The 25,078-nt window shown below is 41.6% G+C and carries 20 protein-coding genes; 15 read left to right on the forward strand and 5 right to left on the reverse strand.

The genetic code is table 11. The annotated features are described in order from the left end of the window. The first annotated feature begins 388 nt into the window (after positions 1-388). The 9 genes from ATE34_RS03525 to ATE34_RS03565 all read left to right on the forward strand — a co-directional run bounded on the left by ATE34_RS03525 (position 389) and on the right by ATE34_RS03565 (position 9,625). On the forward strand, positions 389-1,849 hold the full coding sequence (locus tag ATE34_RS03525; RefSeq protein ID WP_084911086.1) for an aminotransferase class I/II-fold pyridoxal phosphate-dependent enzyme: 1,461 nt from the start codon (positions 389-391) through the stop codon (positions 1,847-1,849). After that, a complete protein-coding gene (speE, locus tag ATE34_RS03530; protein ID WP_000366713.1) occupies positions 1,850-2,710 on the forward strand; it encodes a polyamine aminopropyltransferase in 861 nt (286 codons plus the stop codon). It begins immediately after the preceding gene. Beyond that, positions 2,707-3,966: a saccharopine dehydrogenase family protein gene (locus ATE34_RS03535; RefSeq protein ID WP_000088767.1), complete on the forward strand. Its 1,260-nt coding sequence runs from the start codon at positions 2,707-2,709 to the stop codon at positions 3,964-3,966. The genes speE and ATE34_RS03535 overlap by 4 nt, the downstream gene beginning before the upstream one ends. After that, positions 3,966-5,093: a carboxynorspermidine decarboxylase gene (gene nspC / locus ATE34_RS03540; RefSeq protein WP_084911087.1), complete on the forward strand. Its 1,128-nt coding sequence runs from the start codon at positions 3,966-3,968 to the stop codon at positions 5,091-5,093. The genes ATE34_RS03535 and nspC overlap by 1 nt, the downstream gene beginning before the upstream one ends. Then, the gene (gene aguA, locus ATE34_RS03545; protein WP_084911088.1) at positions 5,090-6,175 is read left to right on the forward strand and encodes an agmatine deiminase; all 1,086 of its coding nucleotides are present in this window, start codon (positions 5,090-5,092) and stop codon (positions 6,173-6,175) included. The genes nspC and aguA overlap by 4 nt, the downstream gene beginning before the upstream one ends. Positions 6,176-6,184: 9 nt before the next feature. Further along, positions 6,185-7,060 carry an N-carbamoylputrescine amidase gene (aguB, locus tag ATE34_RS03550; protein WP_009730148.1) on the forward strand — a complete coding sequence of 292 codons (876 nt, stop codon included), beginning with the start codon at positions 6,185-6,187 and terminating at the stop codon, positions 7,058-7,060. 144 nt (positions 7,061-7,204) lie between these two features. Next, positions 7,205-7,942: a TraX family protein gene (locus tag ATE34_RS03555; RefSeq protein WP_084911089.1), complete on the forward strand. Its 738-nt coding sequence runs from the start codon at positions 7,205-7,207 to the stop codon at positions 7,940-7,942. 106 nt (positions 7,943-8,048) lie between these two features. Then, entirely contained in the window at positions 8,049-8,747 is a 699-nt protein-coding gene (locus ATE34_RS03560; RefSeq protein WP_084911090.1) for a response regulator transcription factor, read from the forward strand. Next, positions 8,747-9,625 (forward strand): sensor histidine kinase, encoded by an 879-nt coding sequence (locus ATE34_RS03565; protein WP_084911091.1) that lies wholly within the window; start codon positions 8,747-8,749, stop codon positions 9,623-9,625. The genes ATE34_RS03560 and ATE34_RS03565 overlap by 1 nt, the downstream gene beginning before the upstream one ends. A 38-nt stretch (positions 9,626-9,663) precedes the next feature. Here ATE34_RS03565 and ATE34_RS03570 read toward each other — a convergent pair whose 3' ends face one another. The 3 genes from ATE34_RS03570 to ATE34_RS03580 form a co-directional block, all read right to left on the reverse strand. Then, a complete protein-coding gene (locus ATE34_RS03570; protein ID WP_000581959.1) occupies positions 9,664-10,416 on the reverse strand; it encodes an ABC transporter permease in 753 nt (250 codons plus the stop codon). 10 nt (positions 10,417-10,426) lie between these two features. Beyond that, complete coding sequence (locus ATE34_RS03575) at positions 10,427-11,335, reverse strand: ATP-binding cassette domain-containing protein (RefSeq protein ID WP_084911092.1); 909 nt, start codon at positions 11,333-11,335, stop codon at positions 10,427-10,429. Between the two features lie 144 nt (positions 11,336-11,479). Next, positions 11,480-12,289 carry a Cof-type HAD-IIB family hydrolase gene (locus tag ATE34_RS03580; protein WP_084911093.1) on the reverse strand — a complete coding sequence of 270 codons (810 nt, stop codon included), beginning with the start codon at positions 12,287-12,289 and terminating at the stop codon, positions 11,480-11,482. A gap of 121 nt (positions 12,290-12,410) precedes the next feature. Between ATE34_RS03580 and rexB the strand changes: the two genes are divergently transcribed. The 3 genes from rexB to ATE34_RS03595 are packed head-to-tail and all read left to right on the forward strand — an operon-like array spanning position 12,411 to position 20,532. Further along, positions 12,411-15,686 (forward strand): ATP-dependent nuclease subunit B, encoded by a 3,276-nt coding sequence (gene rexB, locus ATE34_RS03585; protein ID WP_084911094.1) that lies wholly within the window; start codon positions 12,411-12,413, stop codon positions 15,684-15,686. After that, positions 15,683-19,336, forward strand: a complete 3,654-nt coding sequence (addA, locus tag ATE34_RS03590; protein WP_084911095.1) for a helicase-exonuclease AddAB subunit AddA — start codon at positions 15,683-15,685, stop codon at positions 19,334-19,336. The genes rexB and addA overlap by 4 nt, the downstream gene beginning before the upstream one ends. Before the next feature lie 17 nt (positions 19,337-19,353). Further along, positions 19,354-20,532: a hypothetical protein gene (locus ATE34_RS03595; protein WP_001130900.1), complete on the forward strand. Its 1,179-nt coding sequence runs from the start codon at positions 19,354-19,356 to the stop codon at positions 20,530-20,532. Positions 20,533-20,565: 33 nt separating this feature from the next. On the opposite strand, the gene ATE34_RS03600 is transcribed toward ATE34_RS03595, so the two are convergent. After that, a complete protein-coding gene (locus ATE34_RS03600; RefSeq protein ID WP_084911096.1) occupies positions 20,566-20,922 on the reverse strand; it encodes a type II toxin-antitoxin system PemK/MazF family toxin in 357 nt (118 codons plus the stop codon). Beyond that, a complete protein-coding gene (gene mazE / locus ATE34_RS03605) occupies positions 20,906-21,121 on the reverse strand; it encodes a type II toxin-antitoxin system PemI/MazE family antitoxin (protein ID WP_001098934.1) in 216 nt (71 codons plus the stop codon). Before mazE ends, ATE34_RS03600 begins: the two co-directional genes overlap by 17 nt. A 212-nt stretch (positions 21,122-21,333) precedes the next feature. Here mazE and ylqF point away from each other — a divergent pair, with 212 nt between their 5' ends. Genes ylqF through ATE34_RS03620 form a run of 3 tightly spaced genes read left to right on the forward strand, consistent with a single transcriptional unit; the run spans position 21,334 to position 24,514 of the window. Further along, positions 21,334-22,185, forward strand: a complete 852-nt coding sequence (ylqF, locus tag ATE34_RS03610) for a ribosome biogenesis GTPase YlqF (RefSeq protein ID WP_000201289.1) — start codon at positions 21,334-21,336, stop codon at positions 22,183-22,185. Then, positions 22,172-22,951, forward strand: a complete 780-nt coding sequence (locus tag ATE34_RS03615; protein ID WP_000988279.1) for a ribonuclease HII — start codon at positions 22,172-22,174, stop codon at positions 22,949-22,951. The genes ylqF and ATE34_RS03615 overlap by 14 nt, the downstream gene beginning before the upstream one ends. 12 nt (positions 22,952-22,963) lie before the next feature. Further along, positions 22,964-24,514 (forward strand): ClC family H(+)/Cl(-) exchange transporter, encoded by a 1,551-nt coding sequence (locus ATE34_RS03620; RefSeq protein ID WP_084911097.1) that lies wholly within the window; start codon positions 22,964-22,966, stop codon positions 24,512-24,514. The last annotated feature ends 564 nt before the right edge of the window (positions 24,515-25,078 follow it).

The following is a 25,078-nucleotide window of genomic DNA, read 5'->3' on the forward strand; positions in this document are numbered from 1 at the left end:
TAGAAAATGAGATGATGTTTTCTAGCAAATATAAACCCGAGTAAAAAATGCCTACGGACAGGTAGGGTTGAATGCCGAAGCGTGGTTGAAAAGCCACATTATTGATAGGGTTAAAAGCCTACTTTTATAAGTTGATGTTAGGACACTTGTCCTAATTCATAAATTTTAGTGTGGTGAAAGCACACGTCATCTTGTGAAACGATCAATAAAGTACGTAATATTTGCTACTAGAGAGTTAGGAAACATCAGGAACAGACATACTCAACAGAAACCAAAATACAAACGTCAGAAGATTGCAGAGCAGGTGAAAACCTGCTCTTTTTTCATAAGTCAACCTTTAGTCGCCTTTATCTTCTTGAGGTGCTAAAATACGGTAAAGGAGTATGTCTTGAAGAAGTTAGATCAAAACCAAGCCCCTATTTATGAAGGTCTGATTAAGTTACGAAAGAAAAGGATTGTTCCCTTTGATGTACCAGGTCATAAACGCGGACGGGGAAATCCAGAACTTGTTGAATTGTTGGGAGAAAAATGTGTTGGCATTGATGTCAATTCTATGAAACCCTTGGATAATCTAGGCCATCCCATTTCGATTATTCGAGATGCAGAGGAGCTGGCTGCGGATGCTTTTGGAGCAGCGCATGCCTTTCTCATGATTGGTGGAACAACATCATCTGTTCAAACTATGATTCTTTCCACCTGCAAGGCTGGAGATAAGATTATTCTGCCGCGAAATGTTCACAAATCTGCTATCAATGCGCTGGTTCTATGTGGTGCCATTCCCATCTATATCGAGATGAGTGTAGATCCTAAAATTGGCATCGCTTTAGGTCTTGAAAATGACCGTGTTGCACAGGCCATCAAGGAACATCCGGATGCTAAAGCTATCCTAATCAACAATCCTACCTACTATGGTATTTGTTCAGACCTCAAGGGTTTAACGGAAATGGCTCATAAAGCTGGCATGCTGGTTTTAGTAGATGAAGCTCATGGAGCGCATTTGCATTTTACAGACAAATTGCCACTATCTGCTATGGACGCTGGCGCTGATATGGCGGCGGTCTCTATGCATAAGTCTGGTGGGAGTTTGACTCAGAGCTCCATCCTGCTTGTCGGGGAGCATATGAATCCTGAATACGTTCGTCAGATTATCAACCTGACCCAGTCTACATCTGCCTCTTACTTGTTGATGGCAAGTCTTGATATTTCACGTCGTAATCTAGCTCTTCGTGGTAAAGAGTCTTTTGAGAAGGTTATTGAACTATCCGAGTATGCTCGTCGTGAAATCAATGCTATCGGTGGTTACTATGCCTACTCAAAAGAGTTAATAGACGGTGTGTCGGTCTGTGATTTTGACGTGACCAAGCTGTCAGTCTACACTCAGGGTATTGGCTTAACAGGTATCGAAGTTTATGACCTCCTGCGAGACGAATATGATATTCAGATTGAGTTTGGGGATATTGGCAATATCTTGGCTTATATTTCCATCGGCGACCGTATCCAAGACATAGAGCGTCTGGTCGGTGCTTTGGCTGATATTAAGAGACTCTATTCAAGAGATGGAAAGGACTTGATTGCTGGAGAATATATCCAACCAGAGTTAGTGCTGTCTCCTCAGGAAGCCTTCTATTCAGAGAGAAGAAGTTTAACCTTGGATGAGTCTGTTGGACAGGTCTGTGGGGAATTTGTCATGTGCTATCCTCCAGGGATTCCAATCCTAGCACCAGGTGAACGTATTACACGAGAAATTGTGGATTATATCCTATTTGCCAAAGAACGTGGTTGCTCCCTCCAAGGGACGGAAGATCCAGAAGTCAATCACATCAACGTTATTGATAGAAAGGAGAACTAGATGGATTTATGGTTTTCTGAAGTTCATACTCCAGATGTGAAACTGTCCCTGAGAACAGCCAAGCAACTCTACGCTGGTAAGAGTGAATGGCAGGATATAGAGGTATTAGATACACCAGCTTTTGGAAAGATATTGATCTTAAATGGGCATGTCTTGTTTTCAGATGCAGATGATTTTGTTTACAATGAAATGACCGTCCACGTACCCATGGCTGTCCATCCTAATCCTAAGAAAGTTTTGGTTATCGGGGGTGGTGATGGCGGTGTTGCCCAAGTTTTGACACTGTATCCAGAATTGGAACAAATCGATATTGTAGAACCGGATGAGATGCTGGTTGAAGTCTGTCGTGAGTATTTCCCAGATTTTGCTGCAGGGCTAGATGATCCTCGTGTTACCATTTACTACCAAAATGGACTACGCTTTTTGCGAAACTGTGAAGATGACTACGATATTATCATCAACGATGCGACAGATCCATTTGGACATACGGAAGGTCTCTTTACCAAGGAATTTTACGGAAATAGTTACAGAGCCTTGAAAGAGGACGGAATCATGATCTATCAGCATGGGAGCCCCTTCTTTGACGAGGATGAGTCAGCTTGCCGAAGCATGCACCGCAAGGTCAATCAAGCCTTTCCAATCAGTCGGGTTTATCAGGCCCATATCCCAACCAGTCCAGCGGGCTATTGGTTGTTTGGATTTGCATCGAAAAAATACCACCCTGTCAAAGATTTTGACAAGGAAGGCTGGAAAAAACGCCAGCTTTTCACAGAATACTACACTGCAAACTTACATGTGGGGGCCTTCATGTTGCCTAAGTATGTAGAAGACATTTTAGAAGAAGAGGAAGGAAAAAAATGAGTCGTTTATTAGTTATTGGATGTGGGGGCGTTGCCCAAGTTGCTATTTCAAAGATTTGCCAAGATAGCGAAACCTTTACAGAGATTATGATTGCTAGCCGTACCAAGTCAAAATGCGATGACTTGAAAGCGAAGCTAGAAGGCAAAACAAGTACAAAGATTGAAACAGCCGCACTTGATGCTGACAAGGTTGAAGAAGTGATTGCCCTGATTGAAAGCTACAAACCAGAAGCTGTTTTGAATGTAGCTTTACCATATCAAGATTTAACCATTATGGACGCTTGTTTGGCAACAGGTGTTCACTATATCGATACAGCCAACTACGAAGCAGAAGACACAGAAGACCCTGAATGGCGTGCCATCTATGAGAAACGTTGTAAGGAACTTGGTTTTACAGCCTACTTTGACTACTCATGGCAATGGGCTTATCAGGAGAAATTCAAAGAGGCAGGCTTGACTGCTCTGCTTGGATCTGGCTTTGACCCAGGTGTAACCAGCGTTTTTTCAGCTTACGCCCTTAAACATTATTTCGATGAAATCCACTATATCGACATTTTAGACTGTAATGGTGGTGACCACGGTTATCCATTTGCGACGAACTTCAACCCAGAAATTAATCTCCGTGAGGTTTCTGCGCCAGGTTCTTACTGGGAAGATGGAAAATGGGTTGAAGTCGAAGCTATGTCTATCAAACGTGAGTATGATTTCCCTCAAGTTGGGCAAAAAGATATGTATCTCCTTCACCATGAAGAAATTGAATCATTGGCCAAGAATATTCCTGGAGTCAAACGGATTCGTTTCTTTATGACTTTTGGTCAATCTTATCTAACGCACATGAAATGCTTAGAAAATGTCGGACTCCTTCGTACAGATGCTATTAACTTTAATGGACAAGACATCGTGCCGATTCAATTCTTAAAAGCCTTGCTTCCTGATCCTGCCAGCCTTGGCCCACGTACAGTTGGAAAAACCAATATCGGCTGTATCTTTACAGGTGTCAAAGACGGCGTTGAAAAGACTATCTATATCTACAATGTTTGCGACCATCAGGAATGTTACGCAGAAGTTGGTTCACAAGCTATTTCTTACACAACAGGAGTTCCAGCCATGATTGGGACAAAATTAGTTATGAACGGAACTTGGAAACAACCTGGAGTTTACAACCTTGAAGAATTGGATCCAGATCCATTCATGGAAGCTTTGAATGAGTATGGTTTGCCATGGGTTGTGGTTGAGAATCCGCAAATGGTGGACTAATGAAGCTAGAACAAGTACCAACACCAGCTTACGTCATTGACTTGGCAAAGTTAGAAGCCAACTGCCGCATTTTGCAATATGTACAAGAAGAGGCCAGTTGCAAGGTTTTGCTAGCCCAGAAGGCATATTCCCTCTACAAAACCTATCCCTTGATTAGCCAGTACCTATCTGGTACAACTGCAAGTGGTCTCTATGAGGCCAAGCTCGCTAGAGAAGAATTCCCGGGAGAAATCCATGTCTTTGCGCCAGCCTTCAAGGATGCGGACTTGGAGGAATTGCTTGAGATAACAGACCATATCGTTTTTAACTCTGAGAGACAATTGCGTAAACATGGGCCTCGTTGTCGAGCGGCTGGTATTAGTGTCGGTCTACGTCTCAACCCTCAATGTTCAACGCAGGGTGACCACGCGCTTTATGACCCTTGTGCTCCTGGCTCTCGTTTTGGTGTGACACTTGATAAAATCCCTAGTGATTTGTTGGATTTAGTGGATGGTCTTCATTTTCATACCCTTTGCGAGCAAGGTTCAGATGATTTAGAGACAACTTTGAAAGCAGTAGAAGCGCAGTTTGGTCCTTATTTACATGAGGTAAAATGGCTCAATATGGGTGGCGGACACCACATCACAAGAGACGACTACGATGTGGATTTGCTGATTTCTGAAATTAAACGTATCCGAGAAACTTACAATCTTGACGTCTATATCGAGCCAGGAGAAGCCATTGCGCTCAATGCGGGTTATCTAGCAACGGAGGTATTGGACATTGTAGAAAACGGTATGGAGATATTGGTTTTAGATGCCTCTGCGACCTGCCATATGCCCGATGTACTTGAAATGCCCTATCGTCCACCTTTGAGAAATGGCTTTGAGGCTCAGGAAAAAGCCCACACTTATAGACTTTCTTCCAATACCTGTCTGACGGGTGATGTGATAGGCGATTATAGCTTTGAAAATCCAATCCAAATCGGTGATAGACTTTATTTTGAAGACATGGCTATTTACTCATTTGTCAAAAATAATACCTTTAACGGTATTGGCTTGCCAAGTCTCTATCTCATGGACGAGCAGGGAGAGTGCAACTTAGTCAAAGACTTCGGCTACCAAGACTTTAAAGGGAGATTATCATGATGGACAGTCCAAAAAAATTAGGCTATCGTATGCCAGCAGAGTACGAACCTCATCACGGTACCCTCATGATCTGGCCGACTCGACCAGGATCATGGCCTTTTCAAGGAAAAGCTGCTAAAAGGGCATTTAGCCAGATTATCAATACTATAGCAAAAGGGGAAAGGGTTTATCTTTTGGTGGAACAGGACCATCTATCTGAAGCACAATCTTATCTTGGAGACAAGGTCATTTATTTAGACATTCCCACCAATGATGCTTGGGCGCGTGATACTGGTCCGACCATTCTTGTTAATGACAAAAGAGAAAAGTTGGCAGTTGATTGGTCTTTCAATGCTTGGGGTGGGGCTGTGGATGGTCTGTATCAAGGCTATGAAGAAGATGACCAAGTAGCTAGGCTTTTTGCTGAGGTCTTGGAAATGCCTGTTTATGATGCCAAACCTTTTGTACTGGAAGGTGGAGCCATACACAGCGATGGTCAAGGAACCATTCTTGTGACTGAAAGTTGCCTTCTAAGTCCTGGTCGCAATCCTCATCTCAGTAAAGAGGAAATCGAAAACACCTTATTAGAGAGCCTTGGCGCTGAAAAAGTTATCTGGCTTCCTTACGGTATTTATCAGGACGAAACCAATGAGCACGTTGATAATGTAGCAGCCTTCGTTGGTCCTGCGGAACTTGTCTTGGCTTGGACAGATGATCAAAACGATCCTCAGTATGGTATGTCTGTAGCTGATTTAGCTCTTTTAGAAAAGGAAACAGATGCAAAAGGTCGTCCCTTCACTATTCATAAATTGCCAATCCCAGCTCTTCATCAAGTTGTAACCGAAGAGGATTTACCAGGCTATACCTATGAAGAGGGGGAAGAGGAGCGTTATGAGGGCGAGCGCCTTGCAGCTTCCTATGTCAATTTCTATATTGCCAACAAGTCTGTCTTGGTACCACAGTTTGAGGATGTAAACGACCAAGTGGCATTAGATATTCTCAGCAAGTGTTTCCCAGACCGACAAGTTGTCGGAATACCAGCCAGAGATATTCTGTTAGGTGGTGGCAATATCCACTGTATCACCCAACAAATCCCAGAATAGGAGAAAAAGATGAGAAATGTAAGAGTTGCAGCGATCCAGATGCAATGTGCCAAGGAGGTGGCAACAAATATCCAAACAGCGGAACGTTTAGTTCGCCAAGCTGCAGACCAAGGCGCACAAATCATTCTCTTACCCGAGTTGTTTGAACGTCCCTATTTCTGTCAGGAACGCCAGTATGACTACTACCAGTATGCCCAGTCGGTGACAGAAAATACCGCCATTCAGCATTTTAAAGTGATTGCCAAGGAACTACAGGTTGTTCTACCGATTAGTTTCTATGAAAAAGATGGGAATGTCTTATATAATTCTATTGCTGTCATTGATGCAGATGGAGAGGTACTAGGCGTTTATCGGAAGACCCACATACCAGATGACCATTATTATCAAGAAAAGTTCTATTTCACGCCTGGTAACACTGGTTTCAAGGTCTGGGATACTCGCTACGCTAAGATTGGGATTGGCATCTGTTGGGATCAATGGTTCCCTGAAACAGCGCGCTGTCTTGCTCTGAATGGTGCTGAATTGCTCTTTTACCCAACCGCTATCGGTTCAGAGCCTATCTTAGATACAGACAGTTGTGATCACTGGCAACGTACTATGCAAGGGCACGCAGCAGCTAATATTGTCCCAGTCATTGCAGCCAATCGTTACGGTTTGGAAGAAGTCACTCCTAGTGAGGAAAATGGTGGACAGAGTTCCAGTCTTGACTTCTACGGTTCCTCCTTTATGACAGATGAAACAGGAGCTATTCTAGAGCGAGCTGAAAGGCAAGGTGAGGCTGTTCTGTTAGCAACTTATGACCTGGACAAGGGAGCAAGCGAACGCCTCAACTGGGGACTGTTTCGAGATAGAAGACCCGAAATGTACCAACGAATTACGGACTAGAAGGTAAATTTCATAATAAACTTTTGATATTCACGCCTGTCTTACAAAAATGTAAGATAGGCTTTTTAAATGTAAGATGGGTGTACGATTATACGTGGAAATGTATGCTATACTCTATGTAGATTAAAAAGAAAGAGGTTTATTATGAAAAAATGGAATGCGACGCAGTTGAAGTATCTGATGGTAGCAGTAATGATTCTAGACCATATTCCGCATATTACCGGAATCGTTTCTCCTCTGTGGGAAGGTATTTTCCACGCCTTGACCCGTTGTGTGGGAGTTTGGTTTGCGTATATGGCTATGGAGGGATTCATCCATACTCGAAATCTTAAAGACTATCTTATCCGTCTCTGGAGTGGGGCGCTTATCATGTTTGCTGGAAATAGCCTCCTCAATACCCTATTTGCATCTAAAGGGGTAATGGTCAATAATAACATTTTCTTGACTTTGGCCATCGGTGTCACCATGCTTTGGATTGGTTTTCCCAGAAAAGAATTGGATAAAAAAGAGAAGTTGTGGCGTCGGATTGGAGTTGCTGGGCTTTTGATTTTCGGTTGTCTTTTTACTGAGGGTGGTATCACTATGCTACCATTTCTCTTGATTAGTTACTCTTGTCGAAATCGTAAGGGATTGCGAAATCTCCTCTATACTCTCCTTTGGGCCTTTCTATTAGTGACTTCTATCCATACCTATGATACTTGGTACCAAACCTTGGAAATGATGCTTTACAATTCTGACTGGCTCTTTATCACCGTATTTCCTTTTATGGCCTTGTATAATGGACAGCGAGGACAAGAAACCAGTTGGAGTAAATATTTCTTTTATATTTTCTACCCGGCTCATCTATGGATCATAACTTTGATTGCTTATTTGGTTAAATAGTTTCAATATTCATTAGCTCCTTCTTGCTTAAAATGTGAGAGGAGCTTTTCTGTATCTGGAATTCCTAACAAAACATGTTATAATAGTTTTAGAAAGGACGAGGTTTATGGCGAACATACTTGTAATTGAAGATAATAATGAAATCCAGGAAATTTTAAGAACCCTTCTTACAGAGGAACACGAGGTGATTCAAGCCTTTTCTGGTACGGAAGGTATCATGCAATTTGACAAAGGTGGCATTGATCTTGTTCTGCTAGATATCATGCTCCCTGGGAAAAATGGCGACCAAGTCTTGCAAGCTATTCGACAAACTAGTCAGACTCCGGTCATCATGCTTACTGCTTTAGGTGATAAAAAACTCATCAGCCAATATCTCTTAGATGGTGCCAATGATTATGTGGTAAAACCTTTTGATTTGGACGAAGTCTTTGCCAGAGTCACCGTGCAATTACGCCAAAGTGGTGAACATCAGTCAGGAGATCGAAGAGAAATTGATAACCTTATACAAAACTTTAAAAATATCCAGTTTGATGCGGATAGTTTTGAAATAAGCAACTCTACTGAAACCATTCGCCTTGCAAAGAAAGAGTGTCAGATTCTCCAAATGTTGCTCCAGCATCCTAAAAAGATCTTCACCAAGGAAGAACTCTATGAATTGATTTGGGAAGAAAGTTATCTGCCTGGAGACAATACGCTCAACACCCATCTAAGCAATCTCCGTAAAAAACTGCATCAACTGGATCCAAATCACGAGTACATCGAAACCATTTGGGGAGTTGGTGTTCGATTAAAAGGAGACAAGTAATGATTTACATTTTGATATCAATATTGCTCCTCATTAACATCATTTTGGCGATTTCTTTGATTCGCTATCATATAGCAATTAGAGACTTAAGCAAACAAATTGAAGAAAAGATTCGCTCTGGTAGCATGAAGAGGATCGGTGTAAATTTCTTTTCAAAGACCATTTTGCGACTACATAACCAAATTGAGAATCTATTTCAGGAAGTGGAGCAAAACCAGCTAATCATGAAGCGTGAAAAATGCACCCTAGATATGGCAATCAGTAACATTGCTCATGATATTCGGACACCTTTGACAATCGCTTCAGGATATACCCAGCAACTAATAAAACACCCCGATAATAGTTCAGAAACCCTAAATAAAATAGCCCATCATCAGGATTTGGTTTCCAAACGGTTGGAGGCCCTCCTCGAATACCGTCATTTGATGGAAGGAGCAGTCAAACCGAAACTGGAAGAACTTGATTTATCAACTTTTATAACGAAAAAAACTTTATCCTATTACGATGTTTTTCAAACTTCACATATTGTTCTTGATTTTAATGTTGAACCAGGATTGAAAACGGCGACTGATGAGGACTTGCTTGATCGAATTATACAAAACCTTCTTGGAAATGTTCTCAAGCACGGAAAGGAGAAAGCTCGACTTTCTTTGAAAAAGGAAGAAAATAGGCTTGTTTTGGAAATTGATAATCTAGTCAAAAAATCTATCAAGAATATAGACAATCTCAGTAATCGTTTTTATTCTGAAAATATGTCGGATACTGAAGAATCCTCTGGTTTAGGTCTCTATATTACTGAGGAATTGGTTCATCTTCTTGGAGCAGATATGAAACTAGCCACTGATGGAGAATGGTTTTCGGTCTTTATTTATTTTTAACAAAAGAAACCTCCTCTATATCCTAGAGGAGGTCCTTTTTATAAGCTCTTCTTCTTGAAAACGGTAAGGCCGCTAAGAGAGAAGAAAAGTATGATAGCGATGCAAACCGTAATGGTATAGAGAACGGATTGACTATCAGCAGTCATGGCATAGGCAAAATTTAAGCTCAGATATCGTAAAATTGCGATATTTGGAAAGATAAGCATTGGCACAGAAAGGATGATAGAGCTGACCAGATAGCCGATAAATACGGCAAGATAGGAGTGAGTCAGGTAGAGAATGAAGGAAACAATCGAAAGCCAGGCGAGAAGGCAGAGAAATTGAAGGAAAATCGTTAAGAGGAGGTTTGTAATAAAACCATCAGGCATCGTACCAAGTCCGTTTAGTAGAGTTGAAGGAACAAAAGCAATCACAAGGCTGGCGATGAGCTGCAAGAGAGCGATACTTGCTAGTACAAAGGATTTAGCAAGGAAAAATTCTGTACGAGAAACGCCGACTGTCAAACTATTTTTATAAAGCTTACCGATTAGATCAACTCCGAGAACGAGACATGCTAGAACAATGCAGAGAAAAACGAGGTTTGAACCATTGCTAGACGTGTTGATAAGAGCTTGAACGCCGTCCCAACCATGGGTTGGAGTCTCTGGTGGTGTTGTATCTACTGCCATTAGATGTCCTGTAGCACCAATAGTAGCACCCATTAACATAAGTATAAAGAGAATGAATTCTGTAATCCAGAATCCTTTGGAGCGGAAAAGACGGTAAAAATCTGCTTGAATGGTATGTATCATGATTTTTCTCCTATTCTACCAATTGGGTGAAGTATTCTTCTAGGTTTTGACGGGCAAAGTATATCTCATCAATAGCAACATCGGCCAAAGTTAGTTGCTTAAGAATCTGTTTGACATCTTGTTCATTACCAAAGATATGGATTTCATTTTCAGGGTTTACAACCTTAAACTGGAGCTGGATTTGTTCTTTCAATACCTGACAAGCTCTTTCTTTGTCGCTTGTTTTAAGCACAATATAATCCTCACTTAGTGTTTCAAACTCAGCTTTACTGATTTCACGGATAATCTTACCTTGATCCAGAATACCAAAGCGACTAGCTAAGAGATAGAGTTCTGACAAGATATGGCTAGAGATGAGGATAGTTATGCCTTTGTCTTGATTGAGTCGCTGGATCATGAGGCGAAATTCTTTGATTCCAATTGGGTCAAGTCCGTTAATAGGCTCATCTAAGATAAGGAAGTCTGGTTTGGATAGAAGGGCAATGGCGATACCAAGTCTTTGTTTCATTCCTAGCGAGAAATCACGAAAGACTTTTTTACCTGTATCTGACAACCCAACATAGTCCAGTGTTTCTTGAATGACTTTATCAGCATTTGGAATATGACGTATCATACAATAATATTTCAGATTCTGGTATGCTGTTAAGTGATTATGGGCTACAGGCGATTCGATAACTGAACCTACTCGAGATAGAGCTTTGGTCCATTCATTTTGTTCTTGACTAGAAAAGAGGGAAATAGTTCCTTTATCCGCAAACAGTAGTTGTGTAATGATTTTGATAAGAGTGGTTTTCCCTGCTCCGTTTTTTCCAATTAAACCATAAATATCTCCCTCTTTTATCGTTAGACTAAGATCTTGAAGAATAGCTTGTTTACCAAATTCTTTGGTCAGTCCATGAATTTCGAGTACTGTTTTCATGATTTTCTCCTTTAGATTTATTTTTCTAACTTTAGTATAAGCTATAGAAATCAAAGAAAGCTCAAGTATTTCTAAAGAGTTTCTAAAGTTTTCTGATTTTTAAAATGTCAAAAACCCAGTTAAGGATTTAACTGGGAATTTTCTCTATAAAATATACTTCTCAATGGCACGCGCGACGCCGTCGTCTTCGTTGCTGGCTGTAACGTCATTGGCAAGGGACTTGACATGGTCACTAGCATTTCCCATAGCAATACCAAGGCCTGCAAACCGGAGCATTTCGATATCGTTATTAGCATCACCCATGGCCATAATTTCTGAGGAATCAATCTGCAAAATCTCGGCTAGTCGAGAAAGAGCAGTAGCCTTTGTGGTTCCAAGTGGCATCGCTTCATAAATGACAGGTTGCGAACGAACGCCGCTAAATCGTTGGCAGAGCTCCTCAGCAAACCGCTGCTCAAAATCGTCTGTTTGCTCTTCGTTGCCCAAAAACATACCTTGGAACATCCGATATTTGCCACTAGTGGCTTCCTCAAGGGAAATTTCAGTCAGGTCTGAAAAGACTAGCTTGGCATCATTTTGAACAATTTCATTTGGCTTACCACCGAGGACAAAATAATGTTCTTCATCAAAAAGAGTCAACTGGACGTCGCTTTTTTCAGCCAGGTCATAGAGGTATTCAATGTCAGCTGGACTGAGTTCTTGCCAGTCAACTAGACTCCAGTCACTAGTCTGGTGAGTTGAGCAACCGTTATTGACAATGACATACTCATTCTGGAGATCAAGACCCAGTTTTTTGTAATAAGGAAGAACACCGAAAAGCGGTCGACCCGTACAGAGAACCAATTTGACGCCTTTTTCAATAGCCTGGTGAATGGCAGTAATGTGGGCTTGTGGGATTTCCTTGGCTTCATTAAGGAGGGTTCCGTCCATATCCAAGGCTAGTAGTTTAATCATAAGACTTCCTTTTCTATGTGTTTTGCTTTTATTATAGCATATTTTGGTGATAAGGAGACAGAAACTTCTATTAAAACATGGTATAATATAGGGTAATGACAGAAAGTATAACGAGGCTGAGATGAAATTACTGTATACTGATATTCGGACTTCTTTGACAGAAATCTTGACCAGAGAGGCGGAAGAGTTGGTTGTTGCTGGTAAGCGGGTTTTCTACATTGCTCCCAACTCTCTTTCTTTTGAAAAGGAACGTGCCGTGCTGGAATGCTTGTCCCAGCAGGCTTCTTTTGCGATTACCGTCACGCGCTTTGCTCAGATGGCTCGTTACCTGGTTTTAAATGACTTGGCAGCTAAGACCAGTCTGGATGACATCGGACTTGGGATGGCCTTTTATAAATGCCTTGCTGAACTTAATCCCAAGGAGTTAAGAGTTTATGGTGCGATTAAACAGGACCCTCAATTTATCCAGCAGCTGATTGAACTTTATCACGAGATGACAACTGCTCAGATGAGCTTTTTGGACTTGGAAAGTTTGACCGATGAGGACAGGAGAGCAGATTTACTCTTGATTTTCGAGAAAGTAACAGCCTATCTCAATCAAAGCCAGTTGGCTCAGGGAAATCAGTTGTCCCATTTGATTGAGGCTATTGAGAATGATAAGGTAAGTAGTGATTTCAGTCAGATTGCCTTAGTCATCGACGGATTTACCCGTTTTTCTGCTGAAGAAGAGCGTGTAGTGGATCTGCTCCATCGCAAAGGAGTCGAGATTGTCATTGGCGCTTATGCAAGCAAGAAGGCCTATACCAGTCCGTTCACTGAAGGAAATCTCTACCAAGCCAGTGTGGAATTCCTCCATCATTTGGGGGCAAAATACCAAACACCTGCTCAGGATCGTTCTCAGACTCATGAGAAAATAGATAGTTTTGACAAGGCCTCTCGTTTGCTGGAGTCTTCTTATGACTTTTCAGAACTCGCTTTAGATGTCGATGAGAAGGACCGTGAAAATTTGCAAATCTGGTCTTGTTTGACACAAAAAGAGGAGTTGGAACTAGTAGCCCGTAGCATTCGTCAGAAATTACATGACCATCCAGACCTGAGTTACAAGAATTTTCGTATTCTCTTGGGTGATGTGGCTTCTTACCAGTTATCACTGAAAACCATTTTTGACCAGTATCAGATTCCATTCTATCTTGGTAGAAGCGAATCCATGGCTCATCATCCCTTGACCCAGTATGTGGAGTCAATTTTACGTTTAAAACGCTACCGTTTCCGTCAGGAGGATTTGATTAATCTTCTCAGAACAGGCTTGTATACTGACCTCAGTCAGGCAGAGATTGATGCTTTTGAGCAATACCTCCGCTATCTTGGCATCAATGGCTTGCCAGCTTTTCAGCAGACCTTTACCAAATCCCACCACGGAAAATTTGATTTGGAACGCTTGAATGCCATTCGTTTGCGAGTTTTGACTCCTCTTGAAACCTTATTTGCCAGTCGGAAACAGAAGGCTGAAAATCTTTTGCAAAAGTGGAGTGCTTTTCTAAAAAATGCTACTTTAAGCAAGCAGATGCAAGGTTTAACATCCACTATGGAAGTCCTAGAGCAGGAAAGACAAGCCGAAGTTTGGAAAGCTTTCTGTCATGTTTTAGAACAATTTGCAACAGTTTTTGATGGTTCACAAGTAAGTCTGGAGGACTTCTTAGCCTTGCTCCATTCAGGGATGAGTTTGTCCCAGTATCGCACCATTCCAGCAACAGTGGACACCGTTCTGGTGCAGAGTTACGATTTGATTGCACCTCTGACTGCTGACTTTGTCTATGCCATCGGTCTGACTCAGGATCATTTACCAAAAATCGCGCAAAACACCAGTCTATTGACAGATGAAGAAAGACAAAGCCTAAACCAAGCTACTGAAGAGGGAGCACAATTACTGATTGCAAGCAGTGAAAACCTCAAGAAAAATCGCTATACCATGCTTTCTTTAGTCAACTCTGCTCGTAAGCAGTTGATTTTGTCAGCACCAAGTCTTCTCAATGAAAACGAGAGCAAGGAATCTTCCTATCTTCATGAACTGGTGAGTTTTGGATTTAGCCGAATAGAAAAGAGAATGAACCATAAAAAACTTAGCAAAGAAGATATGGGTTCTTATCACAGTCTCTTGTCTAGCTTAGTTGCCTATCACCAGCAGGGCGAGACGAGTGATACTGAGCAAGATTTGACCTTTGTCAAGGTTTTGGCGCGTGTGATGGGGAAAAAACTTGATCAAAAAGGTCTTACAAATCCAGCTATCCCAACCAGTCCAAGCAGCAAGCCATTAGCAAAGGATACCTTGCAGGCTCTCTATCCAGCTGACAAGGAGTTTTACATTTCTACCTCTGGTTTGACGGAGTTTTACCGCAATGAATACAGTTATTTCCTCCGTTATGTACTTGGTTTGCAGGAAGAATTGCGCCTGCGTCCAGATGCTCGCAGTCACGGGAATTTCTTGCACCGTATTTTTGAACGTGCCTTGAAACTGCCTGCTGAAAATCCGTTTGACCAACGTCTGGAGCAAGCTATTCAAGAAACCAGTCAGGAACGGGAATTTGAAGCCATTTATCAAGAAAGTTTGGAAGCCCAGTTTACCAAGGAAGTTCTTCTTGATGTCGCTCGGACCACTGGCCACATCCTACGTCATAATCCAGCCATCGAAACCATCAAAGAGGAGGCAACATTTGGCGGCAAAGACCAGGCATTTATTCAATTGGATAATGGGCGAAGTGTTCATGTGCGAGGCAAGGTTGACCGTATTGATCGTCTGAAAGCAGATGGTGCGCTAGGAGTGGTGGACTATAAGTCAAGTTTGACCCAGTTCCAGTTTCCTCATTTCTTTAATGGGCTTAATTCCCAACTGCCAACCTATCTTGCTGCCCTAAAAAGAGGAGGGGAGCAGAACTTTTTCGGCGCTATGTACCTAGAAATGGCTGAACCTGTCCAATCTCTGCTGACCGTTAAAAGTTTGGCTGGAGCAGTAGCAGAAGCCAGCAAGTCAATGAAATACCAAGGGCTCTTTTTAGAAAAAGAAAGCAGTCACTTGGGCGAATTTTACAACAAAAACAAGGCTAATCAGCTGACAGACGAGGAATTCCAGCTCTTATTGGACTATAATGCCCATCTGTACAAGAAGGCAGCTGAGAAGATTTTAGAAGGCCAGTTTGCCATCAATCCCTATACCGAAAACGGCAGAAGTATTGCTCCATACGCCCAGCAACACCAAGCCATCACAGGTTTTGAAGCAAATTACCACTTGGGTCAAGCTCGTTTCCTAGAGAAGTTGGACTTAGCTGATGGCAAGCGTCTGGTAGGAGAAAAACTTAAGCAAGCTTGGTTTGAAAAAATGAGAGAGGAGTTGAATCGATGAAGCCCATTTCCTTTTTAACTGAGGAAGAGATTCAAAAATTGCAAGAAGCAGAAGCGAATTCGAGCAAGGAACAAAAGAAAACTGCCGAGCAAATCGAAGCCATTTATACTGCAGGGCAAAATATCCTTGTTTCAGCGTCTGCTGGTTCAGGGAAGACCTTTGTCATGGCAGAGCGCATTCTTGACCAGTTAGCCCGTGGTGTCGAAATTTCTCAACTCTTTATCTCGACCTTTACCGTCAAGGCTGCCACTGAACTCAAGGAACGTTTGGAGAAGAAAATCAGCCAACAAATCCAAGAAACAGATGATGTTGATCTCAAACAACACTTGGGACGTCAGTTGGCAGATCTGCCAAACGCGGCCATCGGAACTATGGACTCCTTCACACAAAAGTTCCTCGGCAAGCATGGCTATCTGATTGATATCGCACCGAACTTCCGTATTCTGCAAAATGAAAGTGAACAGTTACTCTTAAAGAACGAAGTTTTTCATCAGGTTTTTGAAGACCATTACCAAGGTGAAAATAAAGAGAGCTTTAGTCGATTGGTCAAGAACTTTGCTGGACGTGGCAAGGATGAACGAGGTCTGCGCCAGCAAGTCTACAAAATCTATGATTTCCTCCAATCCACCAGTAGCCCCAAAAAATGGTTGAGTAACTCTTTCCTCAAAGGGTTTGAAGAAGCTGACTTTGTAATTGAAAAAGACAAATTAACTGAGCAAATCAAACAGGCGCTATGGGATTTGGAAAGTTTCCTCCGTTATCATCTGGATAACGATGCCAAGGAGTTTCCAAAAGCTACCTATTTAGAAAATGTGCTGTTGGTTCTGGATGAAATTGGTTCCTTAAATCAAGAGTCCGATAGCCAGGCTTATCAAGCAGTGCTTACGCGTGTTGTCGCCATCTCGAAAGAAAAAAATGGTAGAGCTCTAGCTAATTCTAGTCGTAAAGCCGATTTGAAACCACTGGCTGATGCCTACAACGAAGAAAGAAAGGCTCAGTTTGCTAAACTTGGACAACTAGCAGACCAGATAACCATTCTCGACTATCAAGAACGTTATCATGGAGACACCTGGGAGTTATCTAAAACTTTCCAAACATTTATGAGTGATTTTGTGGAGGCTTATCGTGAACGTAAACGCCAGGAAAATGCCTTTGAGTTTGCTGATATCAGCCATTACACCATTGAAATTTTAGAGAATTTCCCACAAGTCCGCAAGGCTTATCAGGAACGATTCCACGAAGTCATGGTCGATGAGTATCAAGATACCAACCACATTCAAGAACGGATGCTGGAATTGCTGTCAAATGGTCATAATCGCTTTATGGTAGGAGATATCAAGCAGTCCATCTACCGTTTCCGTCAGGCAGACCCGCAGATTTTCAATGAAAAATTTCAACGCTATGCACAAAATCCTAAAGAAGGCAAGTTGATTCTCCTCAAGGAGAATTTCCGTAGCAGTTTAGAAGTGTTGTCAGCAACCAATGATGTTTTTGGACGCCTTATGGACCAAGAGGTCGGCGAAATCAACTATGATAGCATGCACCAGCTTGTTTTTGCCAATAGCAAACTAACTCCCAATCCAGACAACAAGGCAGAATTTCTCATCTACGACAAGAACGATAGTGGGCAAGAGGAAGAAGAAAGTGATGCAGACACGAAACTCACAGGAGAAATGCGCCTAGTTATCAAGGAAATCTTGAAGCTCCATCGAGAGAAAGGTGTAGTCTTTAAGGAAATTGCCCTTTTGACCTCTAGCCGCAGTCGAAATGACCAGATTCTCCTCGCCCTGTCTGAGTACGGAATTCCAGTTAAAACCGACGGTGAGCAAAACAATTATCTCCAATCCCTAGAAGTACAAGTCATGCTGGACACCATGCGCGTCATTCACAATCCCCTGCAAGACTATGCCTTGGTTGCCCTGATGAAGTCCCCTATATTTAGCTTCGATGAGGACGAGTTGGCACGCTTGTCCCTTCAGAAAGCAGAAGATAAGGTGCAAGAGAATCTTTTTGAGAAACTGGTCAATGCTCATAAACAAGCAGCTAGCCAGAAAGAGTTAATTCACACAGATCTAGCAGAAAAATTAAATCAATTCATGGATATCTTGGATTCTTGGCGCTTATATGCCAAAACCCACTCTCTCTATGACTTGATTTGGAAGATTTATAATGACCGTTTTTACTATGACTATGTTGGAGCTTTGCCAAACGGTCCTGCTAGACAGGCCAATCTCTATGCCCTAGCTCTGCGAGCTGACCAGTTTGAAAAGAGTAATTTCAAAGGCTTGTCGCGTTTTATACGTATGATTGACCAAGTCCTAGAAGCCCAGCATGATCTCGCAAGCGTAACCGTCGCACCACCCAAGGATGCTGTTGAACTCATGACCATTCACAAGAGCAAAGGGCTGGAGTTCCCTTATGTCTTTATCCTAAACATGGATCAGGACTTCAACAAGCAAGACTCGATGTCAGACGTTATTCTCAGCCGTCAAAATGGGCTTGGTGTCAAATACATTGCCAAGGTGGAAACAGGAACAGTAGAAGCCCACTATCCTAAAACCATCAAACTCTCTATTCCCAGCCTTACCTATACCCAGAATGAGAAAGAACTGCAATTGGCTAGCTATTCAGAGCAGATGCGTTTGCTATATGTTGCCATGACGCGGGCTGAGAGAAAGCTTTATCTTGTCGGTAAGGGTTCTCGTGAAAAGCTGGAAGCAAAGGAATATCCAATAGCTGAAAACGGAAAACTAGATAGCAATACCAGACTTCAAGCCAAGAATTTCCAAGATTGGATCTGGGCTATCAGCAAAGTATTTGCCAGAGACAATCTCAACTTTAGTTATCGTTTTGTTGGTGAAGACCAGTTGACTAGAGAAGCTATTGGTCAGTTGGAAAACAAGAGTTCTCTACAAGATAGATCTCAAACAGACAATCGTCAGTCTGAAACGATTAAAGAAGCCCTTGAAATGCTGAAGGAGGTGGAAGTTTATAATACTCTTCACCGCGAAGCCATTGAACTACCAAGTGTTCAAACCCCAAGCCAAATCAAGAAATTCTACGAACCAGTTATGGATATGGAAGGGGTACAAATTGCTAACCAAACTCAATCACCGGAAAAGAAAATCAGCTTTGATTTACCAGATTTTTCAACTAAAGAAAAGGTAACTGGAGCTGAGATTGGTAGTGCAACCCACGAACTGATGCAGAGAATTGACCTTAGTCAGCAACCAACACTTGCCACTCTGGAAGAAACTCTGCAACAAGTTCAAACGAGTCCAGCAGTCAGAGACAAAATCAATCTTTCTAAAATTCTCGCATTCTTTGATACAGCACTTGGTCAGGAAATTCTCGCTAATACCGACCATCTCTACCGCGAGCAACCTTTCTCCATGCTCAAACGCGACCAAAAGAGTCAGGAAGACTTTGTTGTTCGTGGGATTTTGGACGGCTATCTACTTTACGAGGACAGAATTATTCTTTTCGACTATAAGACAGACCGTTACGATGAACCAAGTCAACTCATAGACCGCTATCGTGGTCAGTTAGCCCTATATGGAGAAGCCTTATCAAGAGCCTATTCGATTGAAAATATTGAGAAATACCTGATTTTACTTGGTAAAGACGAGGTTCAAGTTGTAAAAGTATAACCTAGAAAGGAGACCTCATGCCACTTCCAGTTAGAAAATCCCTTCATGACGCAGTTTTACAAGCTTCGCAAGCAAATACTTGGGATCAAGCTACCAAGGAATGGAATGAAGTTTCCTTGATTTTTAATGGTATTGGGCGCAGTAATTGTATCTGCGGGAACGCCATAAAATACGCCTACGAACTCTTTAACGGAGTTACAGGCCAAAGTCTCTTTCCTATAGGAAGCGATTGTGTTCGTCATTTTCATCGACTGACTTTAGACCAGCAACTGGAAGAGGAAGAAAGACTACTCAGAAAAGTTGAAAATCTAACCAAAAAGGCTCAGAAAAAGGAAAAAATCAAGGTTAATAAAAGCGACTTTGACGAACGACTTCTAAAATGGTTTTGGGAAAAAGGTGTTTTCAAAGCCAATCGTGGCAATCAATTCGCACCTGAGAGAGACTACCAGCTTTTCCTAGAAGTTTTTCAAGGAGGAAGTTGGACCAAGGCAGACCCCAAAAAGAAGGCGCGTCTGGAAGAAGTCCTTGAAAAGTGTATCAAACCCTTTCTACTTGGGAAATCTGATGATCAACTCTACCTTATCAAGCTAGGTAAGGAGAAAATAGACTACGAGCAGCATTTACGGATTCAGGCAGAGAAAGAACGCAAGAAAAGAGATAAAATCGCTAAGCAATACGCTGACAATCTCATCCTAGCCATGGGGCCCGCTGAACGCGCCTATCAAGATTACTTTGGATTTACAGAAACTCTCACACCAGAAGAACGAAAATGGGAAAAAATTCTTTTTGGAAAGAATAGAGAAGAACGAGCTCTCAAGGCAAAGCAAAATCAAAAAGAGCTGGAAAAGGATCAGCGAATTGCAAATCAAGATCCTATTGAACGAAAGCAGAAGCAGACTTGGCTTCTTAATTCCTATTTTCGTGGTTTGCCTGATGAAAAAGCTAGATTTTCTCGACTCTTATTAGAATATCGAAAAAGTAGAGAAGTACCCTTTTCAGATGATTACTTATCTGAACATCTCATCGACTTTTTCTACAATATGAAAGCCTTTGAGTTTGAGATTGCACCAGAACAAGTCCGCGATTTTCTAAAAGAATGCCTTCAGGCAGAACATCTATCATCTGCACAAGAAAGCTGGATTAGAGGGATTTTGACAAATTGCCTTCACCCGTTTTTAGATAGATTGCTCATATAGAATAAATCCTACCTTGTCTATGCATGGTAGGATTTATGTATCTCCAAAGATGTACTGGTAAAGTTGGACGACTTTCTGAAAACATTGCGTGTCCATTCTTGTTATTTTTTGAGCATTACGCATTCGAAAATCAAAGGTATACAGTTGAAATGGATTGACAGCACCATCTACCTTGTCCGACGAGACAGGAACGAGCAAGCCTTTTTCTGCCAAACGATGTTGGCCGTGAGTGATAGGACAGACAGCAACAAAACCAGTTTGCAAGGCATATTCTTTCCTAGAAACGACCAAGGCAGGTCGCCGTTTCTGAATCCCCCGACCGACTGATGGATCAAAGTCCAGCCAAATGATATCCTGCTTTTCAGGAATATAGTCAGATTTCGCTATCAAGTGACCTTACCCCTTCAAAATCATTCGTCATTCTCAAATCAGTAATCCCATCAAAAGGATCTTTTAGTTTTGGAGCTAAGACAATGACTCCGTCAATCCCTTTGTAGACAACCATTTCTTGACCTTCTGACATACCCAAGTTTTTAGGAATGGTCACAGTGAGAGAATTCCCCACCTTCCGAGTCTTTACTGTATTCATTGCTCTACCTCCACGAATTGGTATACACTAAGTATATACCTAAAAACAAAAAAAGTCAAGTCAATCGTTTCTGGCATCAAGGATATTTCGCACGATTACTATTTATCATTTGTTGTGGTCAAAGCCTGTGCAAAAGTTCCTAATTTATGATAGAATAGATGGTAAGAGAGAAAACGTTTTTACTACGTTTTTTTAGTCGGAAAGGGAAATTTATGGCTACAATTCAATGGTTCCCGGGCCACATGTCTAAGGCTCGGCGACAAGTTCAGGAGAATCTAAAATTTGTTGATTTTGTGACGATTTTGGTGGATGCTCGGCTACCTTTATCTAGTCAAAATCCTATGTTAAACAAGATTGTGGGTGATAAACCAAAACTCTTGATTTTAAATAAAGCGGACTTAGCAGATCCAGCAATGACCAAAGAATGGCGTCAGTATTTTGAATCACAGGGAATTCAAACTCTGGCTATCAACTCCAAAGAGCAAGTTACTGTAAAAGTTGTGACTGATGCTGCTAAAAAGCTCATGGCTGATAAGATTGCACGCCAGAAAGAACGCGGTATCAAAATCGAAACCTTGCGTACCATGATTATCGGAATTCCAAATGCCGGTAAGTCAACTCTCATGAACCGTTTGGCTGGGAAAAAGATTGCGGTTGTCGGCAATAAACCAGGTGTCACCAAGGGGCAACAGTGGCTCAAAACCAACAAAGACCTTGAAATCCTAGACACACCAGGGATTCTCTGGCCTAAGTTCGAAGACGAAACCGTAGCTTTGAAACTAGCCCTAACAGGAGCAATTAAAGACCAGTTGCTTCCTATGGATGAAGTGACCATTTTTGGTCTCAATTATTTCAAAAAACATTATCCAGAAAAGCTAGCTGAACGCTTCAAACAAATGAAGATAGAAGAAGAAGCACCTGTTATCATCATGGATATGACACGTGCCCTCGGTTTCCGAGATGATTACGACCGTTTTTATAGTCTCTTCGTCAAGGAAGTCCGTGATGGAAAACTCGGTAACTATACCTTAGATACATTGGACGATATCGATGATGACGATTAAAGAAATCAAGGAACTTCTTGCTCGGGTTAATGACTTAGACAATCCTCTTTTTCTAGAATTCGAAAAAGATACTCGTTCTGGAGTTCAAAAGGAAATCAGCAAGCGTAAAAAAGCCATTCAGGCAGAACTGGATGAAAACTTTCGTTTGGAATCCATGCTTTCCTATGAAAAAGAGCTTTATAAACAAGGATTGACCCTAATAGCAGGTGTTGACGAGGTCGGCCGTGGTCCTCTGGCTGGTCCTGTGGTCGCTGCAGCCGTTATCTTGCCAAAAAAATGTAAGATTAGAGGCCTCAACGATAGCAAAAAGATCCCCAAAAAGAAACATCTGGAAATTTATCAAGCCGTTCAAGACCAAGCTTTGGCAATCGGTATTGGTATCAAGGATAATCACATCATTGACCAAGTCAATATCTACGAGGCGACCAAACTGGCCATGAAGGAAGCAATCTCCCAGCTCAGTCCACAACCTGAGCACCTCTTGATAGATGCCATGAAACTGGAGTTGCCGATTTCTCAAACAGCAATCATCAAAGGAGATGCAAACTCTCTCTCGATCGCAGCTGCATCTATAGTGGCCAAGGTGACACGGGATAATATTATGAAGGACTATGATAATCAATATCCTGGCTATGATTTCAGGGCTAATGCAGGCTATGGAACAGCTAAACACCTAGAAGGACTAGAAAAACTAGGTGTCACCCAAATTCACCGAACCAGCTTTGAACCAGTCAAAACACTGGTTTCAACTAAGAAAGATAAGTAAGAGGAAATGATTATGGAGGAACAGTCAGAAACACTCAGTTCCAAGAAAGAATTTGCCTTTGCATCAAGTACCATATTATCCCAAGTTGGGCGAGGAGTCATTGTCGGTCTCGTCGTCGGTCTCATCGTCGGATCCTTTCGTTTCTTAATCGAAAAGGGATTCCACCTGATACAAGGACTCTATCAAGATCAAGCGCACCTAGTCCGCAATCTTTTTATCATTGGTCTATTTTATCTAATCGTTAGCTGGCTCAGTGCGAAATTGACTCGATCGGAAAAAGATATCAAGGGTTCAGGAATTCCTCAAGTCGAAGCCGAATTAAAAGGACTCATGACTCTTAACTGGTGGAGTGTCCTCTGGAAAAAATATATTCTAGGGATTCTTGCTATTGCCAGTGGCCTTATGCTAGGTAGAGAAGGGCCAAGTATTCAACTTGGAGCAGTTGGTGGTAAAGGCATTGCCAAGTGGCTCAAATCTAGCCCAGTAGAGGAACGTTCCTTGATTGCCAGTGGTGCTGCAGCAGGATTAGCAGCTGCCTTTAATGCACCAATCGCAGGTCTTCTCTTTGTTATAGAAGAAGTTTACCACCATTTTTCACGCTTTTTTTGGGTCTCAACTTTAGCAGCTAGTCTCGTAGCAAACTTTGTTTCTCTGCTCATATTTGGCCTAACACCCGTACTGGATATGCCAGATAACATTCCTCTCATGACCCTAGACCAGTATTGGATATACCTCCTTATGGGAGTTTTTCTCGGGCTTTCTGGTTTTCTCTATGAGAAAGCTGTACTCAATGTTGGTCGAGTTTATGACTGGATTGGTCAAAAAATCCATTTGGATAGATCTTATTATCCAATATTGGCCTTTATCCTTATCATACCAGTCGGGATTTTCTTACCACAAATCCTTGGTGGTGGAAATCAGGTCGTTCTTTCTTTGACTGAGCAAGATTTTAGTTTCCAACTTTTATTAGCTTACTTTTTGATTCGCTTTGTTTGGAGCATGATTAGTTATGGAAGTGGTCTCCCAGGAGGAATTTTCCTTCCCATTCTGGCTCTCGGTTCCTTGCTTGGTGCCCTGGTTGGTGTTATTTGTGTCAATCTTGGACTTGTCAGTCAGGGGCAATTCCCTATATTTGTCATTTTAGGAATGAGTGGCTACTTTGGAGCAATATCTAAGGCTCCCTTAACAGCTATGATACTCGTAACTGAGATGGTAGGTGACATTCGCAACCTCATGCCACTTGGCTTAGTGACCTTAGTCGCATATATTGTCATGGATCTACTCAAGGGTGCTCCAGTCTATGAGGCCATGCTAGAAAAAATGCTACCAGAAGAAGCAACAGACGAAGGAGAAGTTACCCTAATTGAAATCCCTGTATCTGACAAGATAGCTGGAAAGCAGGTTCACGAGCTCAACTTGCCACATAACGTACTCATCACCACCCAAGTCCATAATGGCAAAAGCCAAACAGTTCACGGCTCAACTAGAATGTATCTGGGTGATATGATTCACCTAGTGATTCCAAAAAGTGAAATTGGAAAAGTCAAAGATTTGTTGTTGTAGTATTTTGCATAACATAAATTATGTAAAATACTTTCTTAATGTATTTAGAAAACCGATTCTCAGTAATGAGATCGGTTATTTCTTACTGATAAGGTATTTCACATACAAGTAATTGAATTTTCTTAAAAATAAGATAATAATTAAGTTAGAAATGATAAAGCATAAAAGCTAGAAAGGAGTTTACTGTATTTAATCTATACAGAATGTATTTTGTATCCCATAGCTCCCTATATAGCTCTTGAGATGTGTAGAATGAACAGAAGTTTCGTTACTGATAATTTCTTTTTTATTTTCCTTATTCTGCTGACTATTTCATTCTGGTTTAGTATTTGGAAGCTAGAAAAAGTACTAGATAATGATTCACAATAGAAACTCCAAAGATTTAGATCCGTATTACACAGGTCTAAGTCTTTTTTATTACTTCTAAAACTAAAAGTTTATGTACAATTGACTAAACTAGAGCTAAACCATTGATACAACTGAATTAGAAGCAGAAAGTACATTCTTTAAGGAGTGTACTTTATTTTTATTTTGTACATTATTTTGAAGTGTTATTTTGTATAT

The sequence above is a fragment of the Streptococcus oralis subsp. tigurinus genome, assembly GCF_002093545.1.
Lineage (GTDB): Bacteria > Bacillota > Bacilli > Lactobacillales > Streptococcaceae > Streptococcus > Streptococcus oralis_C.